Here is a 24,317-nt window from a genome sequence, read left to right on the forward strand (position 1 = left end):
AAATCCTGGCAGGTGCTTCCAACTGTTGATGCATTGTTACAGGCGTGTCGAGGCCTCAGGATGCTCGCTCATGAACGACAAGGCACGCACCATCGGCTACTGGATCGCGACGGGCCTCCTCGGCTTCGCCTTCGCCGCAGGCGGGCTCGCCGATCTCTCTGGCTCCCCCCAGGTCCTCGAGGGCATGGCGCACCTCGGCTACCCGGCCTACTTCGCCACCCTCCTCGGCGCATGGAAGGTGCTCGGCGCCGTCGCCCTCTTCGCCCCGCGCTTCCCGCGCCTCAAGGAGTGGGCGTACGCCGGCATCTTCTTCGATCTCACCGGCGCCGCCGCCTCCCACGCCGCCGTGGGCGACGGCGCCGGCAAGGTGCTCACGCCCCTCTTCCTCGTCGCCATCGCCGCCGCCTCCTGGGCGCTGCGCCCAGAGAGCCGCAGGCTCGCGAGCTCCCCGAGGCCCGAGACCGAGGCCCGCGTCGGCGAGCACGCGCTCGCGACCTGAGGCGGGATCTCACGGCACGTTTCGCCCCACCTCACCCACGTACCACCGAGAAAGCATCATGAGCGACCAACTCCTCCAGCAAGTCCTCCTCGAAGCCCGCACGCACAATGGCTGGCTCGCCGAGTCCATCGACGACGCGACCCTGCACCGCCTCTACGAGGCCCTGCGCCTCGGCCCGACCGCGGCCAATAGCGTGCCGGCGCGGCTCGTCTTCGTGAAGAGCCCTGAGGCCAAGGAGCGCCTGCGCCCCTGCCTCGCGGAGGGCAACGTCGAGAAGACCATGAGCGCGCCCGTCACCGCGATCATCGCCTACGACACGCGCTTTCACGAGAAGATGCCGAAGCTCTTCCCGGCGCGCCCGACGATGGGCGAGGCCCTCGCCGGGATGCCGCCGGAGCAGCGCGACTTCTTTCTCCTCCAGAACGCCTCGCTCCAGGCCGGCTACCTGATCCTCGCGGCCCGCGCGCTCGGGCTCGACTGCGGGCCGATGGGCGGCTTCGACCGGGAGAAGGTCGACGCCGCGTTCTTCGCCGACGTGCCGTGGAGATCGATCCTCCTCATCAACCTGGGCCACGGCGATCCGGCGAAGCTCTACCCGCGCAACCCCCGCCTCGATTTCGAAGAGGCCTGCCGTATCGCGTAGTCGACGAGGATCTCGCGGCGCTCGGGGTCGAGGTCCTTCACGCGGAGCTCGGCGCATTCAAGCAGACGGAGGCCGGCACATCCCCGGATCAAGCCGCGCCCCTCCGGACCAGGGCCCGCAGGCGCGGCGAGAGGGCGCGGCCCGAGAAGAAGAGGTCGCGGAACCAGCGCTGCGCCGGGTCGTCGTCGTGGCGCTGCGACCACACGGCGACGACCTGGGCGGCGGGCAGCTCGAAGGGGGGCGCGAACACCCGAAGCCCGAAGAGCTCGCGGGCGCGGTGGGCGACGCTGCTCGGGATCGTGCAGAGGAGGTCGGAGCTGCGCACGGCGAGCGGCGCGGACATGAAGTGAGGCAGGCGCAGGGCCACGCGCCTGGTCTTGCCGAGGCGGGCCAGGGCGCGGTCGACGGCGCCGTCGCGGTGGCCCTCGACGCTGACGAGGACGTGGCCGAGGGCGACATAGGTGTCGAGATCGAGGCGGCGCTTGATCGCCGGGTGGCCTTTACGGGCCATGACGGCGAAGGGATCCTGGTAGAGCGGGGCGCGGCGGAGGCCGGCGGCCGGCACAGGCTGCGAGGCGCCGACCAGGGCCAGATCGATGTCGCCGAGGACCAGCGCGGGGGTGACGTCAGGGGAGAAGCGCTCGATCTCCAGGCGGACGAAGGGGGCGTGTTCGCCCAGGTGGTCGAGCACGTCGGGCAGCGTCGTGAGCTCGAAGTAGTCGACGGTGGCGACGCGGAAGGTGCGCGCCGAGGTGCGCGGATCGAAGGGCTCGGGGGAAGCGAGGGCGCGGCGGAGCTGCTCGAAGGCGGCGGGCAGGGCCGCGCGGAGCTGGAGCGCGCGCGGGGTGGGGGTGAGACCGCGGCCGAGCGGGACGAGGAGGGGATCGCCGAAGAGCTCGCGCAGGCGCGCGAGGGAGTGGCTCATCGCCGACTGGCTGACGTGGGCGCGGCGCGCCGCGGCGCTGACGCTGCCCTCGACGAGCAGCGCCTCGAGGGCGGGGAGGAGGTTCAGGTTGATGCTCCGGACATCGATCTCGCTCATGCCTGGCATGAGATACATCCCATTTTCCTCATGGGTCCAGCGGGGCATGCTGGGCGCCTATGAGAGCGTGCGATGTCGAGGTCATGGTGACGGGGGGTACGGGGTTCATCGGGCGCTGGCTGCTGGCCGAGCTGACCCGGACGAAGGCCGTGGCAGCGCCGGTGCGCCGGGCGCGGCAGCGGGCCGCCGAGCTTTCCGCGTTCGTCGACGCGCACGGCGGCGATTCGCGGCGGCTCCTGGTGGTCGAGGGCGATGTCGAGGCGGCGTCGCTCGGTCTGTCGGAGCGCTTCGAGCAGGTGCGCGACGTCTATCACCTGGCGGCGCGCTTCGCCTTCGGGCTCGGCGTGCAGGAGGCGCGGCGCTGCAATGTCGAGGGCTCGCTGCACGCGGCCGAGTGGGCGCTCGGGCGGCCCCACCTGCGGCGCTTCGTCTACCTCGGCGGCTACCGCATGATGCACGCGAGCGCCCGGCCGGGCGCGGAGAGCGTGCTGACGGAGCGAGCGCGGGACCGGCTCTACCGCCATCACGGCGCGTACGAGGGGTCGAAGCACGAGTCGTTCCTCGCCGTACGCCGCTTCGCGGCCGAGCGCGGGCTGCGCTGGACGGCCGTGCATCCGAGCAGCGTCATCGGCGACTCGCGCACCGGCGAGACCACGCAGCTCACGGGCGTCGGCGAGATGGTCGAGCAGCTCTGGCGGGGCCGCCTGCCGGCCCTTGTCGGCAGCGAGCGCACCTTCCTGCCGCTGGTGACCGTCGACTACCTGGCGCGCTTCCTGGCGAGCGTGCCCGAGCGCCCGGAGACCGCGGAACAGGACCTCTGCGTCCTCGACCAGGCGACTCCGCGGCTGCCCGCGCTGGTCCGCGGCATCGCCGCCCACCTGAGGCGCAGCCCCCCGGCGTGGGTGCTGCCCCTCGGCCTGGTGCGCCTGCTGCCGGAGGCGCTCACCGGGGTGAAGCGAGAGAGCCTGTCGTTCCTCGCCGAGGATGCGTATGACACGAGCGCGGCCGAAGCCCACGCCCGCGCGGTCGGTCTGGTGATGCCGCCGATCCACACCAGCGTGGAGCGCTGGTGCGACTACCTGGTGGCGACGCGCTTCGACGCCACACCCGGGAATGCGCCCGGCCGCCGGCCGGCGTCCTCCGTCGCCTGATCCGCGATCGGGGCTGCCGCCGGCGGCTCGGCGCCGCTCGCGCCCGGCCGCCGCTCCTCGGTCGAGGCGGGCGACGCGCGCCCGCGCTCGGGACGCCGATCAAGCACGCTTGCGTCGCCTGAAGGCGAGTCCGCCCGCGACCGTCATGAGGAGTAGACCTGGGCGCCCAGGTGCCTGGCCACCCGGCATCGAGCATTCGCACCCACCGTCCTCCTCGGGCGTGCCAGCGCCGCCGGCACCGGCACCGGCGCTGGATGCGCTCGTCTCACCGCCTGATCCCTGGCCGCCGTCGCCGCCGCCGTCGCCGCCCGCGCCGCCGTCGCCGCCCGCGCCGCCGTCGCCGCCCGCGCCGCCGTCGCCGCCGCCGTCGCCGCCCGCGCCGCCGTCGCCGCCCGCGCCGCCGTCGCCGCCCGCGCCGTCGCCGCCGCCCGCGCCGTCGCCGCCGCCCGCGCCTCCGTCGCTGCTTTTGACAAACGCCACGAACGTCTGCGAGCGCCCCAAGGAGAACGTGGTCACGCTGCTCAGCGTCTCGTCGGTCTGAATGACACCGCTGAGTCGACTGCCCACGACGATCTTCCCGTCATCGTTGAGATCGAGATCCGAGAGGCTACCGAGGTCCGCGATGATGCTTGCCACCAGCGCCCCCTCCGGATCGAAATGATAAATGCTCCCGTCCCAGGAGGCGCCGAAGACGTCTCCGGTGGCATTGACGGCGATCCCGCGGCAGGGGAAGGCCAGGTCGAAGGTCCGCACGCGCATGAGCGTGGACGGCGCATAGACCTCGACCCTGCGCTCCCCCGCGAGGACGTACAGCAGGCCGTCCAGCCCGAGCGTCAGATCGATGGGTGCGCTCCCGCTCGCGAAGCTGGTTGCGGTCCCGGTGGCCAGCTCGAACCGGACGACCCCTGTTGCGGGATCCCCCGCCGTCGACATGTTGGTGACGAAGGTGTAGCCGCGGAAGGTGGCGATTCCGCCGTAGGAGACATTGTTGGCCGTGCTCCACTCCGGGTCGGTCAATGCGGACCAGGTCGCGCCCACGGGGTCGAGGATGCTCAGGAACGGATCGAACGTCCCATCATAGGTGTGGACCAGCCCGGTCGCGTCCACCACGAGATCGCGGACCCACTCGGTTCCCGGCCGCGCGCCGCCGCCGCCGTAGGGCACCGCGAACGTTTGAACCACGTCGCCTGCCGTGGTGCACTCGATGATCATGTTGTCCTGCGATACGAGCAGGTTCCCCTCCGTGAGCGGGGCCGCGCCGGCGCTCGCGGAGGAGACGGAGAAGACAAGCGCAGTGACTGCGGCGTGCAGCGTGGGAAGGCCTCGGCGAAGATGCATCACTTTCATCCTACCGGACCTCGTGCCTCACGTCCGCAGGTTCGCCATGTCGTCGCCATGCAGCATCGCGGCGAGAGGGGCGTCGCCTGCGCACGCCGCCGCGCTTGCCTCCCGGCACAGGGGATCACGCGTCCGGTCGTCGGCCGTCGCCGATGTAGAGCGGCTCGTCGCCGGGTCGAAGCTCGATCGGCCGCGGCGACGCGCGATGGCCGTCCCGCTCGTCGTTCGCGTCGAGCCCGATCGAGGCGGCGGCGGTGCCCGCGACGAGCACGGGCTGCCCCACCTCGATGACCGTCTCCCGATAGCGAACCGCGCCGTGAAAGCCGGCGAAGAACGACGCGCGCTCGTGGCCGTAGCGCTTGCGAAAGGTGTCGACGTGGCCGGCGGCGTCCGGGGGCGGTTCGGCGTCCGCGAGGTCGAAGCGCACGTGGCCGCTCGGGCGGACGAGCGCCTGGCCCGTGCCGTCGTCGAGGGCGAAGTCGGGGGCCCACTCGGCGTCGTCGTCGACGACCCAGACGAAGCCCATGCCGTTGGGGCCGAAGCCGCCCTTGCGCTCCTGCCGCCAGCGCACGACCCGGAAGGCGACGCACGGGCGCCCGCTGAAGGGCGAAACGAGCGGCTCGCCGACGGGCACCGCTCGGCCCCTCGCGGCGGCAAAGCGGGCTGGCCGCAGCTGCGCGATCGATTCGACCCGCGCCCGGCGCAGGCGCTCTCGCTCGGCGCGCCCCAGCGCCCATCGAAGCCCGACCCCGCCGAGGCAGAGCGTCAGCGCGACACCCAGCGCGGAGAGGAGCAGGGCTTCCACGAGGGCATGATCGCTCAGAGGGCCCCGCCTGGCCAGGGCGAGAACCTTCGCGCCGGCACGGGTGGGCTCAAGGCCGCGGGCGGTGCGACAGAAAGCCCTGCCAATCGGATCGAAACCCCCGCCATGTCGAGGCTGCACGAGGGGTGATACTCCTCTGCTGGAGACGGTCCGGGCGACCGTCCGCCGAGGAGAAGGCGTGATGAAGACGGACGAGCACGGGAAACACGCAGTGAACTTCGGGCGCGAGCGAGCCTTGAGCTACGACGACCAGGTGCGCCGCTTCTGGCCGGGTTATGGCGTCATGCAGCAGGTCATCGCCGAGGTGATCGCCGCTGCGCTCCCCGACGAGGAAGCCGCGTCGCTGCTGATCGTCGGCGTCGGCACCGCGAGCGAGGTGAAGCCGCTCGCGCGCTACGCGGGGGCCGGCGTTCGTTTCACGGGCGTCGACCCCTCGCCGGAGATGGTCGCCGTCGCGAGCGAGAAGCTCGCGGCGGAAGGCCTCCTCGAGCGGACGAGCCTGCATGCCTGCGAGCTGCGCGATCTCGCGCGCGGGCCCTTGTTCGACGGCGCCCAGATGATCGGCGTCCTGCACCACGTCCCGGGCGATGAGGCGCGCCTCGAGCTCCTGCGGGAGGTCGCCGGGCGTCTGAAGCCGGGGGCGCCCTTCGTGATCGGCTGTCGGACGGGAGACGATCCGCTGCTGAGCGCCGTCGAGGACCGGCGGGCCCTCGCGGAGGGGCGGCCACCCGAGGCGGCGGAGCAACGACGGAAGGCCATGGCGTCGTTGAAGATGCCGGCCTCGGACGCCGAGGTCTTCGCGCTCCTGGCCCAGGCAGGCTTCATTGCGCCTCGCCTGATCTTCTGCGAGCTGCAAATCAAGACCTGGGTGACGCGCTACGAGCCATCCACGCTCGGCGCGTGACGCGGCGACACGCGGGGCCGCGGCTCCGCCCGATGTTGCTCCTGGTCAACCCGGCAGGGCTCGGCGCTGCGGTAAGGGAGAAGGGGAAGCGTGTGGCGGAATGCCGCAGTGAGGCACGCGTGCGGTTCGCGCGTGGAAGGGAATGACAGGCGATGAGGTGCGCTCATCGGGCGCGAGCGCGTTCACGCAAGCTCCTTCCGCGTGTCTCTCAATGAACGCTCAGCCCGCACGCCTGGACCGCGCTTTGCAGTCATACAAGGCATGCTGCAAGACATACATCAGCACGCTGCGTTCATCGTGGGAGTCATGGGGTTCTCGCTGACGCTCGGCTGCGCCGGCGAGCCTGGGACAGAAGAGGCGCTCCAGGAGAGCCGCGACGCGTTTTCAACGGCGCCGGGTGAGCCGAACCACGAAGAGATCACCAGCACCGCGCTGTCGTTCCTGAAGCCTGCGGTGATCAGCGCGCTGAAGATCGGCAATGTGTCGACGGACGCCGAGTTCCACTTCAGCAATGCTGCGCACTTCGATGACTGCAACTTCAGCGGAGGAGCCGCCTTCATCGCCGAGAAGCAAGCCGAGGCGGTGGCGGCGCTGGGCCCGGGCATCGCGCAGCTAAGTGGCGATGCGCTGGCATTGCTGGCGTTCTCCCGTTCGCTTCACGCGGTGCAGGACTTCTACGCACACACGAACTGGGTCGAGCTCGGCGGCGACGTCCTCGTGGACCAGTCGCTCACGGCGTTCCCCGCGCTCGCGCCGTACTCCGCGGTGCCGTCGACGGGCTTCATCGTCGTGCAGGGCCGACAGCCGAGGGGGGCGGCGGTGACTCGCGACGACGATGCGCCGTACCCGGAGTACGCGATCGTGACCTTCCGCCAGCGGCGGACGACCGCCCATGGCCTTGTCTCGGGCACGGTCGACTACGAGCCAGGCGACTACTGTCCGCCCCCGGTGGCGATGACCCACGACGAGCTCAGCAAGGACAAGACCTCCTTGACCGATCGCGTCGAGCAGCACCTCGCGGCGAAGTCGCTCGCCATCCAGCAGACGCGTCATGAGTGGTGCCGGCTCAATCAGCTCGCGCACGATGCGTGGGGCGACGCCGGGACCGCGCGCCTCGCGGCGTGGGTGGCCGACCCGAGCTCGGCGCCCGACTGCGCCACCGAATGAGGCGGAGGCGTTCTGACGCGCCCTCGCCCTTCTCTGGGGGGAGCCTCAGGCGAGCGCTTCGGCGATAAGGCCCGAAGCCATCACTCGACGACGATGGCGGAGATCTTGTCGTTCATGGCGCCCAGGGTCGGCGCATCGGAGGTATACTGCACCGAGGTGCCGGTGTACCCCGCGTCGTAGTACGCCGTGACCGTGTAGCCGGGGGGCACCTGGATCGAGGAGATCCAGTCGTTTGCGATCGCGCGGGCGCGCATGTCGAGAACGTCGTACTGCCCGCGGTCGAGCACGACAGCCCTGCCGCCGAAGCCGTCGTGCTCGTACACGGTGATGCCCGAGGTGGCAGGCGGCGGGGCGTTGTAGTTCGAGTACTGTTGCCACAGAGTCTCCAGATCGTAGCCCGTCAAGTCGACCCACGTCTCGCTCGAGTACGCCCCTTGACGCAGGATGTCGTCGAGCGCGTCGACCACTGGCGGCAGGCCCACGCGGTGCGTCGCGTCCATCCATTTGAAGAAGGCGGCCGCGTCACCGTAGCCGAAGAGGTAATGCGACCCGTACGTCCAGCCGCTCGGGATGGACCAGCCGGCCTCCTCGTTCTTGAGGCCGTAGGCGTCACGCACATAGTCGGCGCCCCCCTCGATGATCCAGCCGGGGACCTCGCCCCAGTACCCGAGCTGGACGACGTGCATCGTCTCGTGCACGACCACGTCCGCGCCCAGCGGGTTGTCGAGCATGAACTGCCTGTTATAGAACGTGTTGGTGCCGCTCGCCCAGGCGATGCCGGGCTGGTCGGTGATGTGCAGCCCCACCGTGGTGGCCGCGGCCGGGTTGAAGCGCTGCGCGAGCTGCGGGTACACGGTGTAGAACGTGCAAATCATGTCCTCGAGGATGACGTCATCGAAGTCCGGGACGGTGGTGACGTCGAGCGTGTAGGGGCTGCCGTCGCCGCAAGCCGGCGTTGGCGTGCCCCCCTCGAAGCGGAGGTTGTCGAGCACGGTGGCCGTGCTGGAGTACGGCACGTTCAGCGCCAGCGTGAACCGGAGATCCGAAACTTGCTGCTGAAACGCGCTCTCGAGGTGAGCCGGCACCGCAAACGAGAGCGTGCTCCACGTGTTTGACGGCACGTTCTCCAGCGAGGCCAGGCCCACCCAGGCCCTGTTCAAGCCGAGCGTCGGGCTGCTCACGTACATGTGCACCTGACCCCAGACCGAGCTCACGGGGACCCGGATGTCGAGCGCGAGCTCGTCCGTGACGCCCGAGAGGGTGGAGAGCGCCGAGGAGGTCAGCTCCGCGTACGAGAAGTCGCGCAGCCCGAGCGCGGCCGCGCCCTCCGTGTGGTGCGTCGAGGATTCTAGGATCCCGTCCGACGCCGTCCAGTCGGCCACGTTCTCGAACCCGAAGACCGAGTCCTGCTGCGTCAGCGCGAGCTCGGCTGTCTCGACCGGGGCCTCTTCATGAGGCTCCCCGGCGACGGCGCAGGCGCTCAGCGCCCAGCACGTCAGCAGCAGACTCGCTCGGCGCAGCAGCTTGCGTGTACTGTGATGAATCGATGATGTCATATTCCTCGTTGTGCGCGTCTAGAGGGCATACCCGCGCGAGCGAATCGTCGAATTCATGCGCTCGCCGCGAGCACGCCAGGACGGGATCCATCGCGATAGGCTCCCGCCAGCTCATCAATGCTGCCGGGGTTCATTGATTCAAGCGCCCTTTACATTACTTCACATTGCGCGCATCGCGAATCGCGACAGCTTTGTTACTCCCGCGGCGCTGCGGCGAAGCGTACGTTCTGAGCGAGCCCGAGGCTCGGCGAAAGGAAGGCACCCATGGCTCAGCACGAAATCACGAACCGCACCGCCTGGATCGAGAGACGCAAGGCGCTGCTCGATCAGGAGAAGGCTTTGAAGCGGGCGCAGGATGAGCTCGCTGCGGCTCGGCGCGCGCTGCCCTGGGTTCGGGTCGAGAAGAGTTATCTCTTCGATGGCCCCAACGGCACGGAGTCGCTCGCCGAGCTGTTCGGCCCGCGCTCGCAGCTGATCGTCTATCACTTCATGTTCGCGCCGACGTGGGAGGCGGGCTGCAAGAGTTGCTCGTTCTGGGCGGACAACTGGGGCGCCGCCGTGCAGCACCTCGAGGCCCGGGATGTGACGTTGCTCGCGGTTTCGCGGGCGCCGCTGGCCAAGCTGGACGCGTTCAAGCGGCGCCTGGGCTGGACGTTCAAGTGGGTCTCCTCGGGTCAGAGCGACTTCAACTACGACTTCCAGGCCTCGTCCCGGGACGACGAGCGCGAAGCGGGCCAGGCCGTCTACAATTTCGCGACCCTGCCACCGGGCAGTCCGCCCGACATGCCGGGGTTCAGCGTCTTCTACAAGGACGCTGACGGCACCGTGTTCCACACGTACTCGACTTTCGGGCGAGGCATCGAGGTCGCGAACACGACGTACCAGTTGCTCGACCTGGTGCCGAACGGCCGTGGCGAAGCCGGGCAGCGCGCTCCGGCCAGCATGTCGTGGGTGCGGTACCATGACGAGTATCCGAAGAGCGCCTGAGCGGGGGATCTCGACGTAGCTGCAGGCAGCCAGGGCGGCGGGGAGAGCAACGACATAGAGCACGTCGAGCGCGGATTGAGCGAGCGCCCGCGCAGTTGCGCAGCCGCGCGCGCAACGGCGCTCCACGGCTGGCGCGATGCCCAGGCTTTTCGGCCCGATCGCGCTGGTACACCCGTTGCTCATGGTGGGGACGGCGCCCGACGTAGAGGAGGGCAGAGCAGCTGTCGTCTGGACAGCGGAGCTCCGCCCTCGGGTCGTGCGGCCAGAGAAGGCCGCGATGGCAGCCATGGAGAAACACATGAAGACGAATCTCAAGATCGAGTCGCTCCGCCGTGGTCCCCGGTCCGTTCTCGCGCTGCTCCTCGCGGCGGCCGTGCCGGCGTGCGCCGCCGCGCCGGCGGAGGAGCCCATGGTGGAAGATCGCGCGGACGAGAGCGTTGATGCGAGCGAAGAAGCGCTGCGCTCGGGCGACGCCGCCGGCTGGGCTTTCTACAACGGATCCGGGCTCGTCCCGGTGCGATCGTTCAACTCGTCCGGGGGCGCGACGCGTGTCGTGAGCTCCGGCGTCGGGGTGTACACGGCCACGTTCGATGGCCTGAGCGGAAGCGGCGGCAACGTCCAGGTGAACGCGGCGGGGGGAGACGGCCAGCGGTGCAAGGTGGCCTCGTGGGGGACCGCCGGGGCGGCGCTCCAGGTCAACATCCGTTGCCACACGGCGGCTGGCCAGGCGGCGAACTCTCCCTTCATCGTCTCGTATGCTCGCTTCGCGGGGGGCACGGCGGTCTCAAGCGACGGAGCCTATGTGTGGGTAGACCGGCCCAGCACCGATGTGTTCACCCCCTCGCCGACGTATCAGTGGGGCGCGCCGTCGACCGTCAACCGGACCCGCACGGGCCGCTACATCGTCACGCTCGCCGGGCAGGCGTCGGACGGCGGATCCATGCTCGTGACGGCGTATGGGACCGGGGCCGAGTACTGCAAGACGGCGGAATGGCAGCGGGTGGGGACGGACACGGACGTCGAGGTGCGCTGCTTCGGTCCGGGCGGCGCGCCGGCGGACTCGCGCTTCTCGCTCAGGTACATCCGCGACGTGCGTGACGCGGCGACCGAGAGCGGCGGCTTCGTGTGGGCGCACGACCCGACCGCGGCGAGCTACACGCCCTCGCTCACGTTCCAGCACCACCGCATCACGTCCGAGTGCAACGACATCACGGAGGTCCTCACCGCGCAGCGGCTCTCGACCGGGCGCTATTTGATCAAATATCCGGAGATGGGCAGCGGCACGGCGGTCCCGAGCGGGGCGGCCCTGGCCACCGCGTACGGCACGGGTCCCGAATACTGCAACGTGACCGGCTGGAGCACTCCCGCCTCGGATCCGGACCTGCTCGACGTCGGTGTCCGGTGCTTCAACGCGAGCGGGTCTCTCGTGGACACGCAGTTCACGCAGACCTACTTCGCGAACCTGTTCCACGCCTGCTGACCTGCCGGGAGGCGGCCGTCCCGCGGCCGCCTCCCGGAGAGCGGACGCATGACTCGGATCCATCAGGCCGACGTGCTCTCCGGTACTGGCCGTGGGGCGCCGGGACGCCGTCGACTCCACGCTGTTCAGCTTCGGCTCGACGGGGCACAATGCTCGTCATGAGGATGGTCTTCCGAGGCGGCGCGGCGTACGGCCCGAACGGGCGGTTCGGCGCGTGGGTGGTGAGCGTCGACGCCGGGGGGAGCGTGACGCTCGCGGGCCAGGCGCTCGGGGAGGAGATCCACCGGGGACCGGAGCCCCTGTCGGAGTCGGAGCTGGCGGCGCTCGACGGATTGCTGGCCTCTGCCGCGACGGTCGACGCGGCGTCGAAGCGAATGGGCGTCCCCGGGGAGACGCAGGTTGATTTCGACATCGAGACGCCTTCCGGGCGCCGCGAGATCCAACGATGGCACCGGGAGGCGCAGGAGCAGCCGCCGCTGGCGGGTCTGCTGCGCTGGCTCGACGAGGTGATCCAGGCGCGGACGGGGCGGTTCGCGGCCTTCGGGAGCTGACAGGCAGCGGGGCGCACCATGGCGTCGTGAACGGCGGCAGACGGGCTCACGACGGCGCCGCCATGACAGCGGCCGACGTCTCCGTCGGCCACGCAGGGTCGACGTTGCGGACGCCACGTTCCCCCTCCGTCGGTCGGCAGCGCAACACCGCAGGTGGCATACTCGATGCCTGCTCCTTGCGAGCGTGACCAATTTTAACGACTCACGAGGAGGCCTGGTGCAAGGCGATGATGCCGGCCGAGGCTCGGCCGCAAAGGGACGGTCGCCGGCAACCGCCTACATCAACCGCATTGCCACGGCCGTGCCGCCGCATGACGTGCACTCCTCTTTTGTCCGCTTCGCGAGCACGCTGTTCAGCGACGAGCGCAGCCGCGTGCTGTTCGGGCGGATGGCGGACAAGGCGCAGATTTCACACCGGTTCTCCGTGCTGGCCCCGAGCGTCGAGGTGGGCGGCGCCTCGATCGACGCGGGGCGGTTCTACCTGCGCGGCAGCTTCCCGACGACCGCGGACCGCATGCGTTTGTACGAGCAGCACGCGCCGGAGCTCGCCGCGCAGGCCGTCTCCGGCCTCGACCTCGGGAGCACGGCGCGCCGGATCACCCATGTCATCGTGACGTCGTGCACCGGCTTTTCCGCGCCGGGCATCGACCTCGAGCTCGTCGAGCGCTTCGGCCTCGATCCATCGGTCGAGCGCACGATGATCGGCTTCATGGGGTGTTATGCGGCGATCAACGCGCTGAAGCTCGCGCGGCATATCGTGCGGTCGGCGCCCGAGGCGCGCGTGCTCGTGGTGAACGTCGAGCTGTGCACGCTGCACCTGCAGGAGGCCATCGCCATGGATCAGATGCTGTCGTTCCTCCTGTTCGGCGACGGCTGCGCCGCGGCCGTGGTCAGCGCCGAGCCGACAGGGCTCGCGCTCGACCGGCTCCACGCCGTCGTGGTGCCCGGGACGCGCGAGCTCATCACGTGGAACATCCGCGACCTCGGCTTCGAGATGTTCCTGTCCGGCCGCGTGCCGGGCGCGATCGACCGGGGGCTCAAGGCCGCCGCGGGCGCGATCCTCGACGGCGCCGCGCCAGGCGAGATCGACCTCTGGGCGGTGCACCCCGGCGGGCGGTCGGTGCTCGACGCGGTCGAGCACGCGCTCGAGCTCGGGCCGGTCGCGCTCGCGGCGTCGCGCGACGTGCTCGCGCGCTTCGGCAACATGTCCTCGGCGACCCTCATGTTCGTGCTCCAGTCGATCGTCGCTCACGCGCAACCGGGCATGCGCGGATGCGCCATGTCGTTCGGTCCAGGTTTGACCGCCGAGACCATGCTGTTCCATACGGCCTAGACCGATGAGCGCCCTCGACTTCTCGCGTCGATCCACGCTCGACGAGCTGATGGATACCCAGGCCGTGGGCTTCGAGGAATTCCGCGCTTGCCTCGTCGATCTGGCGCAGGTCAACCGGCTGACGCTCGCTTACCGGCCGACGTTCGCGTTCCTCGAGCGCCTCGTCGCGCGCGGCCTGCGCGGCCTGCCCGAGAACCGGCCGCTGGAGGTGATCGACGTCGGCAGCGGCCACGGCGACATGCTGCGGCGGATCGACGCGTGGGCCAGAGAGCGCGGCATCGCCGTCTCGCTCACCGGCGTCGACCTCAACCCGTGGTCGCGGCGGTCGGCCTCCGAGGCGACTCCGCCGGGCCGGCCGATCACCTGGGTCACCGCCGACGCCTTCGCGTACGAGCCGCCCGGCGGCATCGATGTCGTGTTGAGCTCGCTCTTCACGCATCATCTCCCCGATCCGGGGGTCGTCCGTTTCCTCGCCTGGATGGAGGCGAAGGCGCGGCTCGGCTGGTTCGTCAACGATCTGCACCGCCACCCGCTGCCGTATCACGTCTTCCGCCACCTCTCGCGCCTCGCGGGCTGGCACCGCTTCGTGCAGCACGATGGGCCGGTGTCGATCGCCCGCGCATTCTCGGCGAGCGACTGGCGGCGTCTCCTCGCCGAGGCCGGGCTCGATCCGCGCGCCGTCGAGGTTCGATGGTGGATGCCGTTCCGGCTCACCGTCGGGAGGCTCAAGATCCCGTGAACGACGCTGTCGTCGTCGGAGGAGGCCTGGCCGGGGCGGCGGTCGCGCTGCTCCTCTCGCAGGCGGGGCGCGAGGTCGCGCTGATCGAGCGCGAGGCCGGCCCGGTGGACAAGGTCTGCGGCGAGTTCCTGTCGCGCGAGGCCGCGCTCTACCTTGCCTCGTTCGGGCTCGATCTGCGGGCGCTCGGCGCGGTGCCTATCGAGGCTGTGCGCCTGGTCGAGCGCGATCGGGTCGCGGCCGCCGCGCTGCCGTTCCCCGCGCTCAGCCTGTCGCGCCGCGTGCTCGACGAGGCGCTGCTCGCGCGCGCCGCGGCGGCGGGCGCGTCGATCCGGCGGGGCGTCCGGGTCCAGGCGCTCACGCGGGCGGGCGCGGGCTGGGGCGCGCGGCTCGAGGACGGCAGCGCCATCGAGGCGCGCGCCGCGTTCCTCGCGACCGGCAAGCACGACGTCCGGGGCCTGAGGCGGCCTTCCGGGCTGCAGGACGATCTCGTCGCCTTCAAGCTGCACTGGCGGCTGTCGCCGCGGCAGGCGGCGGAGCTCGACAGGCACGTGGAGCTCGTGCTGTTCGAAGGCGGTTATGCCGGTCTGCAGCCGGTCGAGGGGGGGCGGGCGAATCTCTGTCTCCTCGTCCGCAAGAGCCGCTTCGCCGCGCTCGGGCAGCGCTGGGACCGCCTCCTTTGCGCGATGCGCGAGGGGTCGCCGCACCTCGACGCGCGGCTCGCGGGCGCGGAGCCGTGCCGGGAGCGGCCGCTCGCGCTCTCGGCGATCCCGTACGGCCATGTCCAGCGCCGCGCGGACGGGAGTTGGCGCCTCGGCGATCAGGCGGCGGTCATCCCCTCCTTCTCTGGAGACGGCATGTCGATCGCGCTGCACAGCGCGCGGCTCGCGACCACGGCGTACCTCGAAGGGGCGAGCGCGGAGGCGTTCCAGCGCCGGCTCTCGCGCGACGTGCTCGCGCAGGTGCTGCTCGCGACCGGCCTCTCTCACGGCCTCGTGCGGCGGCCCGGCCAGGCGGCGCTCGGCGCGGCGGCGCGCCTTTGCCCGGGCCTCATGGCGGCCGTGGCCGGGCGCACGCGCGTGTCCGAGGCGGCGCTCGTGCGCGGAGGGCTGCCGGTCGCCGCGTTGCAGGGCGGGCTCGGGCCGCTCTGCGCGACACGCTAGCACCAGACGCCGGATCTCGGCGCTCGAGGACAAGCTCGTAAAGCGCCCTGCGCGAGGTGCTGGAGGCCGTCCACGAGCGAGCGACGGCCGTTCTGCGCCGGTGCTGCGCCCTCACGGACGACCGCCGGGTCGGCTATCCTCCGCTTCGGACATGCTGCTTCCGCGACGTCCTTCATCATCCAGCCACGCTCCCTCGGCGCGGTCGCCGGCGCGCCTGTGCCGGGCCGCGCTCACCGCGCTCGCGCTCGCCGCGTGCGCTGCGCCGCCTGGACCTCGCGACCCGCCGCGGAGCGCGCTCCGCGCTGCCGGTGCGGCGCCGGCGGCGCGCCCGCCCCTCGCCGCTCCCGATGCGCGGACGCCTGTCGCACACGGCGAGACGGGCCCGCGGCCGCCTCGGCTGTCGCTGGTCCTCACATCCACCGTCGGCCAGGTGGAGGTGGCGCCGTTCCCCGGAGGAGCGGTGCTGTTGGATCGCTCGCTGATCGCCATCGTTCGTGGGCGCGAGGCGCGCCAGGATCCCGCCTGGCTCGCCGGCCTGCCGGAATACATCAACTGGTGGAACCTGCGCGGGGACGCCCGGTATAGAACTGACGCCGACCTCCGGCTGCCGCCCGATCCGCCGACGCCGACAGCCGACGCGCTTCCCCGCGGTGCCATCCTGGACGTCCAGGCAGGGCTCTCGGCCGCGGGTCGGTCCTGGGAGATGCCGCGCCATTTCTTCACATGGAACGGCGCTCGCTGGTCGCGCGCCGCCGCGAATGCCGCCGGCGGTCCGCCGACGGATCCCCGGCTGGGGAACGTCGCGCAGCGCTGGGAGCGCCATGAAGCGGCGGCGGTGACGGCTGGGCAGCTCCTGGTGATAAGCGACCCCAGCGTCGACGACAGGGCGGCGTTCTTGCTCGGTCCGGGGCGCGGGCCGGCGGTGCCGCTGTCGCTTCCGCTCGACGACGAGTCGCCGTGGAGCCTCGTGCAGCTCGCAGGCACGGAGGCGGGTGAGGCGTACCTGTGCACCCACGACGCGCTGTTCCGGTGGGGCGACGGTCGCTGGGAAGAGCAGGATCTCCCGGAAGGACGCATCGCGTCCTGCGCGGGCACCGCCGACGGGACGCAGTGGCTCGTCGTGACAAGAGAGGTGGCGGACGCCGCGCCGCCTCGCCGCAGGCCGGAGCTGCTTCACCGCCCGCGGGGAGGAGCGTGGAGCGCCGTGCCGCTGCCGGGCGGCGCCTGGCCGGTGCGCGTCGCAGCGTCCGGCGAGCGGCTCTGGATCAATGCGTCGGCGGGAGAGACGCGGTCGCCCTCTCGCTTCGAGGTTTACTCGAACGCGCCCGTCGAGGTCCCCCTGACGCTCGGCGAGGTGCAGATTCCATGGTGGCACGATCCGGAAGGGCGCGAGCGCGATCCGCCGGCCGTCGGCGACTGGCCCCCGGGTCCGGCCACGAGCGCGTGCACGTCGCCCGTCGTGTACCTCGGCAGATCACTCACGCCGGCGCTGCAGAGCGCGCTCCGCAAGCACACCGAGACCGAAGGCTTGCCGCTCGTCGAGGTCGAGGGGACCGCGGGCGGCAAGACATCCGAGGTCTGGAGCGGCCCCGACGAGCCTCGCGGCCTGCGTTACCACCCCACGCGCGCGCGGGTCCGGGGCGTCGTGATCCTCCCTGCGACGGCATCCGACGGGATCCGCATCGCCGAGCTGCTGGCGCCCGACCTTCCTGACCTGCCGCCGAGGGTCGTGTGCGCCAGGCCGCGCATTCGCTCATGACCAGGCCACAACCGCCTCGGCGCCGATGGGCCCCGCGCGGCTGAGGGCTGTCGCCCTGCCTCGGGCGAGGTGCTGCCCCGGAGCTGCTGACCTACCGCGTCAGGTCGACGTTGTAGTTACCGTCGCCGCTCGTGGCGGTGCCCGTGATGTGCGTCGTCCCCGGCTTTCGCTCGACCTCGGTCTCATCGACGGGCGACGGCTGCAGCTCACCCGTGAAGGTGAGCGAGAGGGTGAGGTCGCCCTCGAGAGCGCCCGCCATCGTGAAGCGACCGTTGAGGCTCCCTTCGAGCGTACCGGTCGGGACCTTGCTGAGCTTCATCGAGAGCACAGGCAGCGTTTCGCTCGTGTTGTAGGTGATCTCGCCGTCATCGGAGTAGTCTTTGAGCTCCTCGATGAGGTTCATTGTCTTGTTGGTCGAGGCGCCCTGATCGACCTGCCCGCTGATGGTGATCGTGCCCGTTTTCGCGCCATTCGCCGTCTGCGGCGCGACGTTCGCGCTCGTGGCGGCGTTGAAGCCTTGAAAGCCGAGCGTGATCGCCTTGTCAATCGAGTCATCAAGCCCCTCATAGGCGCGCCGGGCGTCCTCGTCCGAGCTGACGCCGCTCGAGCCGCAGCCGACAAGCACGAGGGAAAGTGCGATGACGAGCTGTGCTGTTCGAAACATTTGAGCCTCCTCCGCTGATAAATACCACGCCGACGCGCGGTGTCTCCGGAGTTGCTCGGCGGGTATCGTCTCGGCCCTCGGTTCGCTCGATACGAGCGAGCGGCCGCGGAGCAGCGCTACGGCCGACCGCGGCGGGGGGGGCCGCCCTCGAGAGGCGGCCAAGGAGCTGCGCCGGCGGCATCTCCGGCGGGCTCCCGGGAGCACGCACGCTGCGAAGCGCATGCAGGCCGGCTCGCGGAGCAGCGCAAAGCCGAGCCCGCGCGGCGGTGGACAGCGGCCGGGCGGCGGCTTAGGGGAAGATATGGAGAAGAGGAAGAGCGAGCGCGCGAGATGGCTGTGGGCGGCGTGGGCGCTCACGGCGGGCGGGTGTGCCACGTTGGCGGGGCTGGAGGACAGCTATCGTGTGCCGGAAGGAGGTAGTGGTGGGAGCGGGACCGGCGGCGAGGCGGGCGGCGGAGCCGGCAGCGGCGCGGGTAGCGGGACCGGCGGGGAGGGGGGCGGCGGGACCGGCAGCGGGACCGGCAGCGGCGCGGGCACCGGCGGGCGCGGGGGAGACGGAGGCGGCGCAGAGTGCACTCCGGGCGGGACGGAGTGCGAGGGGCAGGCATGCGTGGAGGGGACGTGCATCGGGGAGTGCCGCCCGGAGGTCGTTCGCTGCTGGGGGAACCGGCCGCAGCAGTGCGATGAGCGCGGGCAGTGGGAGGACGCGGCGCCGTGCCCAGAGGCAGCGCCCGTTTGCAGCAGAGGGATGTGCAGGACGACACCGCCGAGCTGTGTCGGGACGGCGATGGCGTGCGGGCTAGAGGGCAAGGAGGACTGCTGCGCGAGCGCGGCGGTGCCTGGTGGCACCTTCAACCGGGACAACCATCCGGCGTATCCAGCGACGGTGAGCGGGTTCTTGCTGGATCGGTTCGAGGTGACGGTGGGGCGTTTCCGGAGGTTCGTGGAGGCGTATCCCGGGAGCCGTCCTGTGGCGGGAGAGGGGGTGCACCCGCACATCGAGGGGATCGCCTGGGATGCGGCCTGGGACAGCAATCTGCCTGCAGATGCGACGGCGTTGAAGGCCGCCATCGCGGGGTGCAAGTCGCCCTACCAGACCTGGACGGATGAGGCCGGCGGGAACGAGCACCTCCCGATGAACTGCCTGAACTGGTTCGAGGCGTTCGCGTTCTGCGCGTGGGATGGGGGCAGGCTGCCGACGGAGGCGGAGTGGAACTACGCGGCGGCCGGAGGGAGCGAGCAGCGGCAGTACCCGTGGTCGACGCCGGCAAGCTCGACGCCGCCCGATCCGAGCCATGCGGTCTATGACTGCACTGGGGACGGGTCAGCGCCCGGCGATTGTACGCCCGGCGATATCCAGCCGGCCGGGTCGCGGTCGCCGGCGGGAGATGGGAAGTGGGGGCAGGCGGACCTGAGCGGAAACCTGTGGGAGGTGGTACTGGACTCGTACGCACTTTACCCCAGCCAATGCGATGATTGTGCCAGTTTGGCCGACCCCTCGACCCGGGCGGTCCGGGGCGGGGGCTGTTACGACAAAGCGTCGTTCCTGCTCTCTTCCAGCCGCATCATCGGGGACCCGTTCAACCGCCACTACTTCGTCGGGGCCCGGTGCGTGAAGACGCGGTAGCGATCGCCTCCTCCACGCCTGCTTTGACAGCGAGCATGGCGGCTCGCTGGCGGAGACGCCCGCGCCGCCTGGCTCCTTGACGCCGCCCGGCCGGCGCGAGAGCCTCCCGCCGTGTCGGTCATACTTGCGGAGGGGACCGTCTTCGCGCGCCGCTACCGCGTCGTGCGACTCATCGCCGCCGGCGGCATGGGGGCCGTCCACGAGGTGGTTCACCTCGAGACCGATCGCCACCGGGCGCTCAAGGTCATGCACCCGCACCTCTTCCAGAGCGAGGAGATGCGCGAGCGCTTCAAGCGCGAGGCGCGCATCACGGCGAAGGTCGAGAGCGAGTACATCGTCGACGTCTTCGACGCGGGCGTCGACGACGCGACCGGGATGCCGTTCCTGGTCATGGAGCTGCTCCGCGGCGAAGAGCTCGGTGAGCGCCTCACGCGCGCCTGTCGCCTGCCGCCCGCCGAGGTGATGACCTATCTCTACCAGACGGCGCTGGCCCTCGAGCGCACGCACGCCGCGTCCATCGTGCACCGCGACCTCAAGCCCGCGAACCTCTTCCTGACGCAGCGGGAGGACGGATCGGTCCGCGTGAAGATCCTCGATTTCGGCATCGCCAAGCTCGTCGCCGACGGCGCGACCAGGGCCGGCGCCACCGGCAGCATCGGCACGCCGATCTACATGCCTCCCGAGCAGTTCCACGGCGATACGAAGCTCACCGCCGCCGCGGACATCTTTGCGCTCGCCATGATCGCCTACACGCTGCTCGTGGGCACCGCGTACTGGACGCCAGAGGCGAGCAGCGCCGACGGCGTGTTCGCGTTCGCGATGGTGGCCGCCCGCGGCCCGCAGGAGCCGGCGGTGCAGCGGGCGCGCTCGCAAGGCGTGGTGTTGCCGCCGGGCTTCGACGCGTGGTTCGCCCGCGCAACGGCGCCCGATCCGGCGGCCCGGTTCGGCCGGGCCATGGAGGCGGTGCAGGCCCTCGGCGAGGTGCTCGGCGTTCCGGTGGCCGGGAACCGGGGGACCTTCCCGAGCGCGCCGTCCTCGCCCGGTGTCTACCCCGCCACCACCGTGCCGATGCCTCCCATCGCCGCCCTGATGACGACCGAGCCTGCGCCGGCGAGGAGCCCGGGCCAGGAGCCTGACGCGCGCTCCTCCGGCCTGGGGCTCGCGGGGACGTCGACGGGCGCCGCGGTGTCCGCCGCCGCGCCGGCGCGACCGCGACGACCCGGCCGCGGGCCGCTCACGGTGCTGGGGCTCGGCGTGCTGGGGCTCGGCGTGCTTGGCGCCGGGCTCGCGCTGCGCGCCGGCCGCGGGGACGAGCCGGCGGCAGCGACGGACGCCGCCTCCGCGAGCGCGAAGGCGGCAGCGCCTGAGCCAGGACGGGCGACGCCGGAAAAGAACGCACCAGCAGAGCCGACGCCCGCCACGCCGGCATCCAGCGCTGCCGCGCCGGACCCGAGCGCCGCCGTGCAGGAGTCGAGCGCCACAGCACCGGCGCCGCCCTCCGCGGCGGCGGCACCGAGCGCCGCGGCGCCGCGTGTGCCGCCTCCGGCGGTGGTGCCGGCGTCCACGACCCCCGCTCCCACCGCGCTCCGGCCGAAGGCGCCGCCCGGAGCCAGGCCACCTCCGAGCGACAAGAAGCAGCCTCCGTCGAAGCCGGCATCGACTTCCCCCTACGGGCGGTATTGACCTGCATCTCCGCCCGCACCTCTAGGTCTCCTTACCTGCCGAGTGCCAGAGCATGCCCCGTTGGTTCCGCCGCTCCACGCATCTCCTCGCCGCCGTCGGCCTGCTCTCCCTCTCTGTTCCCGCGACGGCGCAGGACATCTCCGCAGCGGCGCGGGACATCGCGGCCGCCGAGGAGCTCTTCAATCGAGGGCTGGCCGACATGCAGGCAGGCCGCTACGAGGCGGGCTGCGGTGCCCTCGCCGAGAGCGAGCGCCTCGATCCTCAGCCAGGCACGCTCTTCACGCTGGCGGCGTGCGAGGCCGACTGGGGCCGCATCGCCACCGCGGTGACGCGCTTCGGGGAGTACCTCGCGCTGTTCGAGCGGATGACGCCCGCGCAGGGGGCCCGTCAGGGCGAGCGGCCGAAGCTCGCGAGACGGCGCCGCGACCAGCTGTCGCCGCGCGTCCCGCGGCTCGCGCTCTCGCTGCCGCCGGGAGCACCGGCCGGGACCGTGGTGAGGCGCGACGGCCTCGTGCTTGGCGAGGCCGCGCTCGGCATCCCCTTGCCCGTGGACCCGGGAGAGCATGTGCTGTCGATCGAGGCCCCGGGAGGGCCCGCCCGGGAACAACGCATCAAGATCGCCGAGGGCGAGACAAGGGAGCTGACGCTGGAGCTGAAGGGAACGCCGGCTCCCGGAGCCCCCGCGCCGCCGCCGGCCGCTCCGCCGCCGGCCGCGCCCCGAGCCGCGCCGGCGTCTGCCACGGCCAGGATCGCGCCGGCGCCTGCCCCGGTCGGGCCGGACGCGCCGGCGGCCCCGGCAGCCCACCGGACGGCCGTCTACGTGGCGGGCGGGCTCGGGGCGGCGGGGCTCGTGCTCGGCGGCGTCATGGGCGCGCTCGTGTTCGGCGAGAAAGGTGTGATCGCCGAGCACTGTGGCAGCAAAATCGGGTTCAGGGACCCGGGCGACTGCGACGCGACAGGGGTCGACGCCGGGAACAGCGCGATCACGATGGCCCAGGTCAGCACCGTCGCCTTCGGGGTGGGGCTGGCCGGGCTCGGGACGGCGGCGGTGCTGTACTTGACCGAGCCGAAGCACACCGGCGCGGCGTCCAGCGGGCGCCGGAGGTGGGTCAGCGCAGGGGTGCTGGAGGCAGGGCCGGCGGGGGCAGTCCTCGGCGCGAGAGGGGGCTTCTGACGCTGGCCGCAGCGCCTCGGCGGCGGGAGCGAGGAAGATCCTCCGCCGTTCAGCCTGCTTTCGGGCGGACCGGCTACTGTCATTGAGCATGGGAACCGCCGAGCCCCACCCCGCCAGCCGCCGGCTCAGGCTCGTCTCCAGCCAGGGCGCCGGGGGCCAGCCCGCGCCCGCGCCCGCCAGCGACGAGGAGATCCTGCTCGCCTTCCAGCGGGGTGAACGAGGGATCGGCCTGCGGCTCTACGAGCACCTGCTGCCGGCCGTCGACCGGACCCTGTACCGGATCCTGGGTTGCCGCGAGCAGGACCACGCCGACCTCGTGCAGGGCGCGTTCGAGCAGATCGTGAGCACACTTACCAAACAGCGGTTCGCGGGGGAGTGCAGCCTGGCGGGCTGGGCGTCCGTCATCGCCTGCCACGTCGGGCTGAGCGCGCTGCGCGCCCGCCGGCGCGAGCGGAAGGTCATCGATCGCACGCCGGGGTCGCCGGAGCCTGGCGCCGGACCCGAGCCGCCCGCGCAGGGCGCCGATCCCGAGCGCGAGGTGAGCGCGCAGCGCGATCTCGAGGCCCTGCGCCGGCACCTCGCGGCGATGGACGGCGACCGCGCGACCGCGCTGCTGCTCCACGCCATGGGCTATTCTCTCAAGGAAATCGCTGACTTGACCGGTGTTTCCGTGGCCGCGGCCCAGTCGCGGCTGTCGCGGGGGCGGCGGGAGCTCCAGGCGCGCTTTGAACCCGAGGCGGCGGCGCGACGCGACCCCGCTGGACCCGAGGAGCCACGATGAAGCAGGACGACGTTGACACCACCCCGGAGGATCGCGCCGCGGCGGCTGGCGTGGACGGCGTGGAGGCCTCGCTGCGGGCGCTGGTAGAGCAGCCGGTGCCGCCGCTGCCCAGGATCCAGGCGAGGTACCTCCAGCAGCGGATCGCCGGCCGCATCGACCAGCTCGTCGCCGACGCGGCGGAGCAGCGCGCCCGCGCCGCCCGGCGGAAGCGGGCCGCCCTGGGCGCGGCGGCGCTGGCGGCCGCCCTGACCGCGGCGGCCGCCGGCGTCTTCGTCGTCGTCCGGCCGCGCGACGCCCCGCCCGCCGCGGCGCAGGTGACGGCGCTCCAGGGCTCGGTCGAGATCGCGGCCGGGGGCGCGACCCGCTCGCCGCCGTCGCTCGCCCTCGTGCCGCTCGCGAGCGACGAGGAGCTCCGGACCGGCGAGGGCGCGCGGGCGAAGGCGTCGCTCGCGACCGGCGCCACCGTCGAGGTCGGGCCCTCGACGCGCGTGAGGTTCGCGCCGGTGGGCGCCGGGCGCGACCGCGCAGGTGACGTCGTCGCCCTCGAGCAGGGCAGGATCGCCGTCGACGTGCCGCCGCTGCCGGCAGGCACGAGCCTGTCGGTGCGCACGTCGGACGCCGTGGTCACGGTGCACGGGACGCGCTTCTCCGTCGAGCGGCGGCCCGATACCGCGGGAGAGCCGGCCGAGACGCGCGTGTCGGTCGTGGAAGGGCGGGTCGCCGTGCACCGCGGCGAGGTCGAGCGCTTCCTGAGCCCAGGCGACACGTGGTCGTCCCGCGACGAGGAGCGCCGGTCGGACCGGGCCGCCGAGGGACGCCCGGGCGACGCGCCGGCGCCGCCTCGCGACCCCGGACAGGACAGCGCCGCCGGCGAGGGCGGCAGGGGCGACGGGGCAGGCGAGGGCGGCGCGGGGGAGCCGCGCGCGCCGCGCGACGCGCGCCAGGCCCCGTCGCGCGCCTCGCTCACGGCCGAGAACGAGCTGCTCCAGGGCGCGATGGCGGCGCGGCGGCGCGGGCAGCCGAGGCGGGCGATCGAGCGGCTCGATCTCCTCCTCGGCCGCTACCCGGACTCGCCGCTCGCCGAGATCGCCCGCGTGGAGCGCCTGCGCGCGATCGAGATGCTCGGCGACAAGGACCGGACGGCGGCCGAGGCGCGCCGGTACCTCAAGGACTACCCGCAGGGCTTCGGGCGCGAGGAGGCCACGTCCTCCTCCCGCCCCGGCGGCGCTCGCCCCTGAGCGCCCGCGCGCGGGGCC

The 24,317-nt window shown here is 71.9% G+C and carries 22 protein-coding genes; 17 read left to right on the top strand and 5 right to left on the bottom strand.

Annotated features, from left to right (window positions below; translation table 11 throughout):
• Positions 1-70: 70 nt before the first annotated feature.
• Both WME97_RS11520 and WME97_RS11525 read left to right on the top strand, forming a co-directional pair.
• Positions 71-499: a DoxX family protein gene (locus WME97_RS11520; protein WP_437551945.1), complete on the top strand. Its 429-nt coding sequence runs from the start codon at positions 71-73 to the stop codon at positions 497-499.
• 58 nt (positions 500-557) lie between these two features.
• Positions 558-1,142: a malonic semialdehyde reductase gene (locus WME97_RS11525; protein ID WP_437551946.1), complete on the top strand. Its 585-nt coding sequence runs from the start codon at positions 558-560 to the stop codon at positions 1,140-1,142.
• 88 nt (positions 1,143-1,230) lie between these two features.
• Here the strand turns inward: WME97_RS11525 and WME97_RS11530 are convergent, their stop codons facing one another.
• Positions 1,231-2,184: a LysR family transcriptional regulator gene (locus WME97_RS11530; protein WP_437551947.1), complete on the bottom strand. Its 954-nt coding sequence runs from the start codon at positions 2,182-2,184 to the stop codon at positions 1,231-1,233.
• A 59-nt stretch (positions 2,185-2,243) separates the two neighbouring features.
• Between WME97_RS11530 and WME97_RS11535 the strand changes: the two genes are divergently transcribed.
• A complete protein-coding gene (locus WME97_RS11535; RefSeq protein WP_437551948.1) occupies positions 2,244-3,335 on the top strand; it encodes an SDR family oxidoreductase in 1,092 nt (363 codons plus the stop codon).
• Between the two features lie 99 nt (positions 3,336-3,434).
• On the opposite strand, the gene WME97_RS11540 is transcribed toward WME97_RS11535, so the two are convergent.
• Positions 3,435-4,673 (bottom strand): hypothetical protein, encoded by a 1,239-nt coding sequence (locus WME97_RS11540; protein ID WP_437551949.1) that lies wholly within the window; start codon positions 4,671-4,673, stop codon positions 3,435-3,437.
• 124 nt (positions 4,674-4,797) lie between these two features.
• A complete protein-coding gene (locus WME97_RS11545; RefSeq protein WP_437551950.1) occupies positions 4,798-5,478 on the bottom strand; it encodes a hypothetical protein in 681 nt (226 codons plus the stop codon).
• A gap of 199 nt (positions 5,479-5,677) precedes the next feature.
• On the opposite strand from WME97_RS11545, the gene WME97_RS11550 reads away from it, so the two are divergent.
• A complete protein-coding gene (locus WME97_RS11550; RefSeq protein WP_437551951.1) occupies positions 5,678-6,400 on the top strand; it encodes an SAM-dependent methyltransferase in 723 nt (240 codons plus the stop codon).
• A gap of 261 nt (positions 6,401-6,661) precedes the next feature.
• A complete protein-coding gene (locus WME97_RS11555) occupies positions 6,662-7,567 on the top strand; it encodes a hypothetical protein (RefSeq protein WP_437551952.1) in 906 nt (301 codons plus the stop codon).
• Between the two features lie 80 nt (positions 7,568-7,647).
• On the opposite strand, the gene WME97_RS11560 is transcribed toward WME97_RS11555, so the two are convergent.
• Complete coding sequence (locus tag WME97_RS11560; protein WP_437551953.1) at positions 7,648-9,123, bottom strand: basic secretory protein-like protein; 1,476 nt, start codon at positions 9,121-9,123, stop codon at positions 7,648-7,650.
• Between the two features lie 264 nt (positions 9,124-9,387).
• On the opposite strand from WME97_RS11560, the gene WME97_RS11565 reads away from it, so the two are divergent.
• From WME97_RS11565 to WME97_RS11595, 7 genes are all read left to right on the top strand, one after another.
• On the top strand, positions 9,388-10,110 hold the full coding sequence (locus WME97_RS11565; protein WP_437551954.1) for a DUF899 domain-containing protein: 723 nt from the start codon (positions 9,388-9,390) through the stop codon (positions 10,108-10,110).
• Positions 10,111-10,408: 298 nt separating this feature from the next.
• A complete protein-coding gene (locus tag WME97_RS11570; RefSeq protein WP_437551955.1) occupies positions 10,409-11,590 on the top strand; it encodes a hypothetical protein in 1,182 nt (393 codons plus the stop codon).
• A gap of 158 nt (positions 11,591-11,748) precedes the next feature.
• The gene (locus tag WME97_RS11575) at positions 11,749-12,141 is read left to right on the top strand and encodes a hypothetical protein (RefSeq protein WP_437551956.1); all 393 of its coding nucleotides are present in this window, start codon (positions 11,749-11,751) and stop codon (positions 12,139-12,141) included.
• 217 nt (positions 12,142-12,358) lie between these two features.
• The gene (locus tag WME97_RS11580) at positions 12,359-13,474 is read left to right on the top strand and encodes a type III polyketide synthase (RefSeq protein WP_437551957.1); all 1,116 of its coding nucleotides are present in this window, start codon (positions 12,359-12,361) and stop codon (positions 13,472-13,474) included.
• Positions 13,475-13,478: 4 nt separating this feature from the next.
• Positions 13,479-14,213, top strand: a complete 735-nt coding sequence (locus WME97_RS11585; protein ID WP_437551958.1) for a methyltransferase domain-containing protein — start codon at positions 13,479-13,481, stop codon at positions 14,211-14,213.
• Positions 14,210-15,373, top strand: coding sequence for an NAD(P)/FAD-dependent oxidoreductase (locus WME97_RS11590; protein WP_437551960.1), 1,164 nt, complete (start codon positions 14,210-14,212; stop codon positions 15,371-15,373). The genes WME97_RS11585 and WME97_RS11590 overlap by 4 nt, the downstream gene beginning before the upstream one ends.
• Before the next feature lie 466 nt (positions 15,374-15,839).
• A complete protein-coding gene (locus tag WME97_RS11595) occupies positions 15,840-17,132 on the top strand; it encodes a hypothetical protein (RefSeq protein WP_437551961.1) in 1,293 nt (430 codons plus the stop codon).
• 91 nt (positions 17,133-17,223) lie between these two features.
• On the opposite strand, the gene WME97_RS11600 is transcribed toward WME97_RS11595, so the two are convergent.
• Positions 17,224-17,796 (bottom strand): hypothetical protein, encoded by a 573-nt coding sequence (locus WME97_RS11600; protein ID WP_437551962.1) that lies wholly within the window; start codon positions 17,794-17,796, stop codon positions 17,224-17,226.
• Positions 17,797-18,097: 301 nt separating this feature from the next.
• Between WME97_RS11600 and WME97_RS11605 the strand changes: the two genes are divergently transcribed.
• The 5 genes from WME97_RS11605 to WME97_RS11625 all read left to right on the top strand — a co-directional run bounded on the left by WME97_RS11605 (position 18,098) and on the right by WME97_RS11625 (position 24,299).
• Positions 18,098-19,423: a formylglycine-generating enzyme family protein gene (locus WME97_RS11605; RefSeq protein WP_437551963.1), complete on the top strand. Its 1,326-nt coding sequence runs from the start codon at positions 18,098-18,100 to the stop codon at positions 19,421-19,423.
• Between the two features lie 111 nt (positions 19,424-19,534).
• Positions 19,535-21,106: a serine/threonine-protein kinase gene (locus tag WME97_RS11610; protein ID WP_437551964.1), complete on the top strand. Its 1,572-nt coding sequence runs from the start codon at positions 19,535-19,537 to the stop codon at positions 21,104-21,106.
• A 52-nt stretch (positions 21,107-21,158) separates the two neighbouring features.
• A complete protein-coding gene (locus tag WME97_RS11615) occupies positions 21,159-22,280 on the top strand; it encodes a hypothetical protein (protein WP_437551965.1) in 1,122 nt (373 codons plus the stop codon).
• Between the two features lie 88 nt (positions 22,281-22,368).
• On the top strand, positions 22,369-23,061 hold the full coding sequence (locus WME97_RS11620) for an RNA polymerase sigma factor (RefSeq protein ID WP_437551966.1): 693 nt from the start codon (positions 22,369-22,371) through the stop codon (positions 23,059-23,061).
• A complete protein-coding gene (locus tag WME97_RS11625) occupies positions 23,058-24,299 on the top strand; it encodes a FecR domain-containing protein (protein WP_437551967.1) in 1,242 nt (413 codons plus the stop codon). Before WME97_RS11620 ends, WME97_RS11625 begins: the two co-directional genes overlap by 4 nt.
• Positions 24,300-24,317: the final 18 nt, after the last annotated feature.

It is taken from the genome of Sorangium sp. So ce367 (assembly GCF_051520455.1).
Classification (GTDB): Bacteria; Myxococcota_A; Polyangia; order Polyangiales; family Polyangiaceae; genus Sorangium; species Sorangium cellulosum_B.

Coding starts and splice junctions, on each gene's coding strand:
- WME97_RS11535 (WP_437551948.1), top strand. CDS start 2,244: ATGAGAGCGTGCGATGTCGAGGTCATGGTGACGGGGGGTACGGGGTTC.
- WME97_RS11575 (WP_437551956.1), top strand. CDS start 11,749: ATGAGGATGGTCTTCCGAGGCGGCGCGGCGTACGGCCCGAACGGGCGG.
- WME97_RS11625 (WP_437551967.1), top strand. CDS start 23,058: ATGAAGCAGGACGACGTTGACACCACCCCGGAGGATCGCGCCGCGGCG.
- WME97_RS11520 (WP_437551945.1), top strand. CDS start 71: ATGAACGACAAGGCACGCACCATCGGCTACTGGATCGCGACGGGCCTC.
- WME97_RS11565 (WP_437551954.1), top strand. CDS start 9,388: ATGGCTCAGCACGAAATCACGAACCGCACCGCCTGGATCGAGAGACGC.
- WME97_RS11560 (WP_437551953.1), bottom strand. CDS start 9,123: ATGACATCATCGATTCATCACAGTACACGCAAGCTGCTGCGCCGAGCG.
- WME97_RS11530 (WP_437551947.1), bottom strand. CDS start 2,184: ATGAGCGAGATCGATGTCCGGAGCATCAACCTGAACCTCCTCCCCGCC.
- WME97_RS11600 (WP_437551962.1), bottom strand. CDS start 17,796: ATGTTTCGAACAGCACAGCTCGTCATCGCACTTTCCCTCGTGCTTGTC.
- WME97_RS11605 (WP_437551963.1), top strand. CDS start 18,098: ATGGAGAAGAGGAAGAGCGAGCGCGCGAGATGGCTGTGGGCGGCGTGG.
- WME97_RS11540 (WP_437551949.1), bottom strand. CDS start 4,673: ATGCATCTTCGCCGAGGCCTTCCCACGCTGCACGCCGCAGTCACTGCG.
- WME97_RS11525 (WP_437551946.1), top strand. CDS start 558: ATGAGCGACCAACTCCTCCAGCAAGTCCTCCTCGAAGCCCGCACGCAC.
- WME97_RS11555 (WP_437551952.1), top strand. CDS start 6,662: ATGCTGCAAGACATACATCAGCACGCTGCGTTCATCGTGGGAGTCATG.
- WME97_RS11585 (WP_437551958.1), top strand. CDS start 13,479: ATGAGCGCCCTCGACTTCTCGCGTCGATCCACGCTCGACGAGCTGATG.
- WME97_RS11550 (WP_437551951.1), top strand. CDS start 5,678: ATGAAGACGGACGAGCACGGGAAACACGCAGTGAACTTCGGGCGCGAG.
- WME97_RS11570 (WP_437551955.1), top strand. CDS start 10,409: ATGAAGACGAATCTCAAGATCGAGTCGCTCCGCCGTGGTCCCCGGTCC.
- WME97_RS11615 (WP_437551965.1), top strand. CDS start 21,159: ATGCCCCGTTGGTTCCGCCGCTCCACGCATCTCCTCGCCGCCGTCGGC.
- WME97_RS11620 (WP_437551966.1), top strand. CDS start 22,369: ATGGGAACCGCCGAGCCCCACCCCGCCAGCCGCCGGCTCAGGCTCGTC.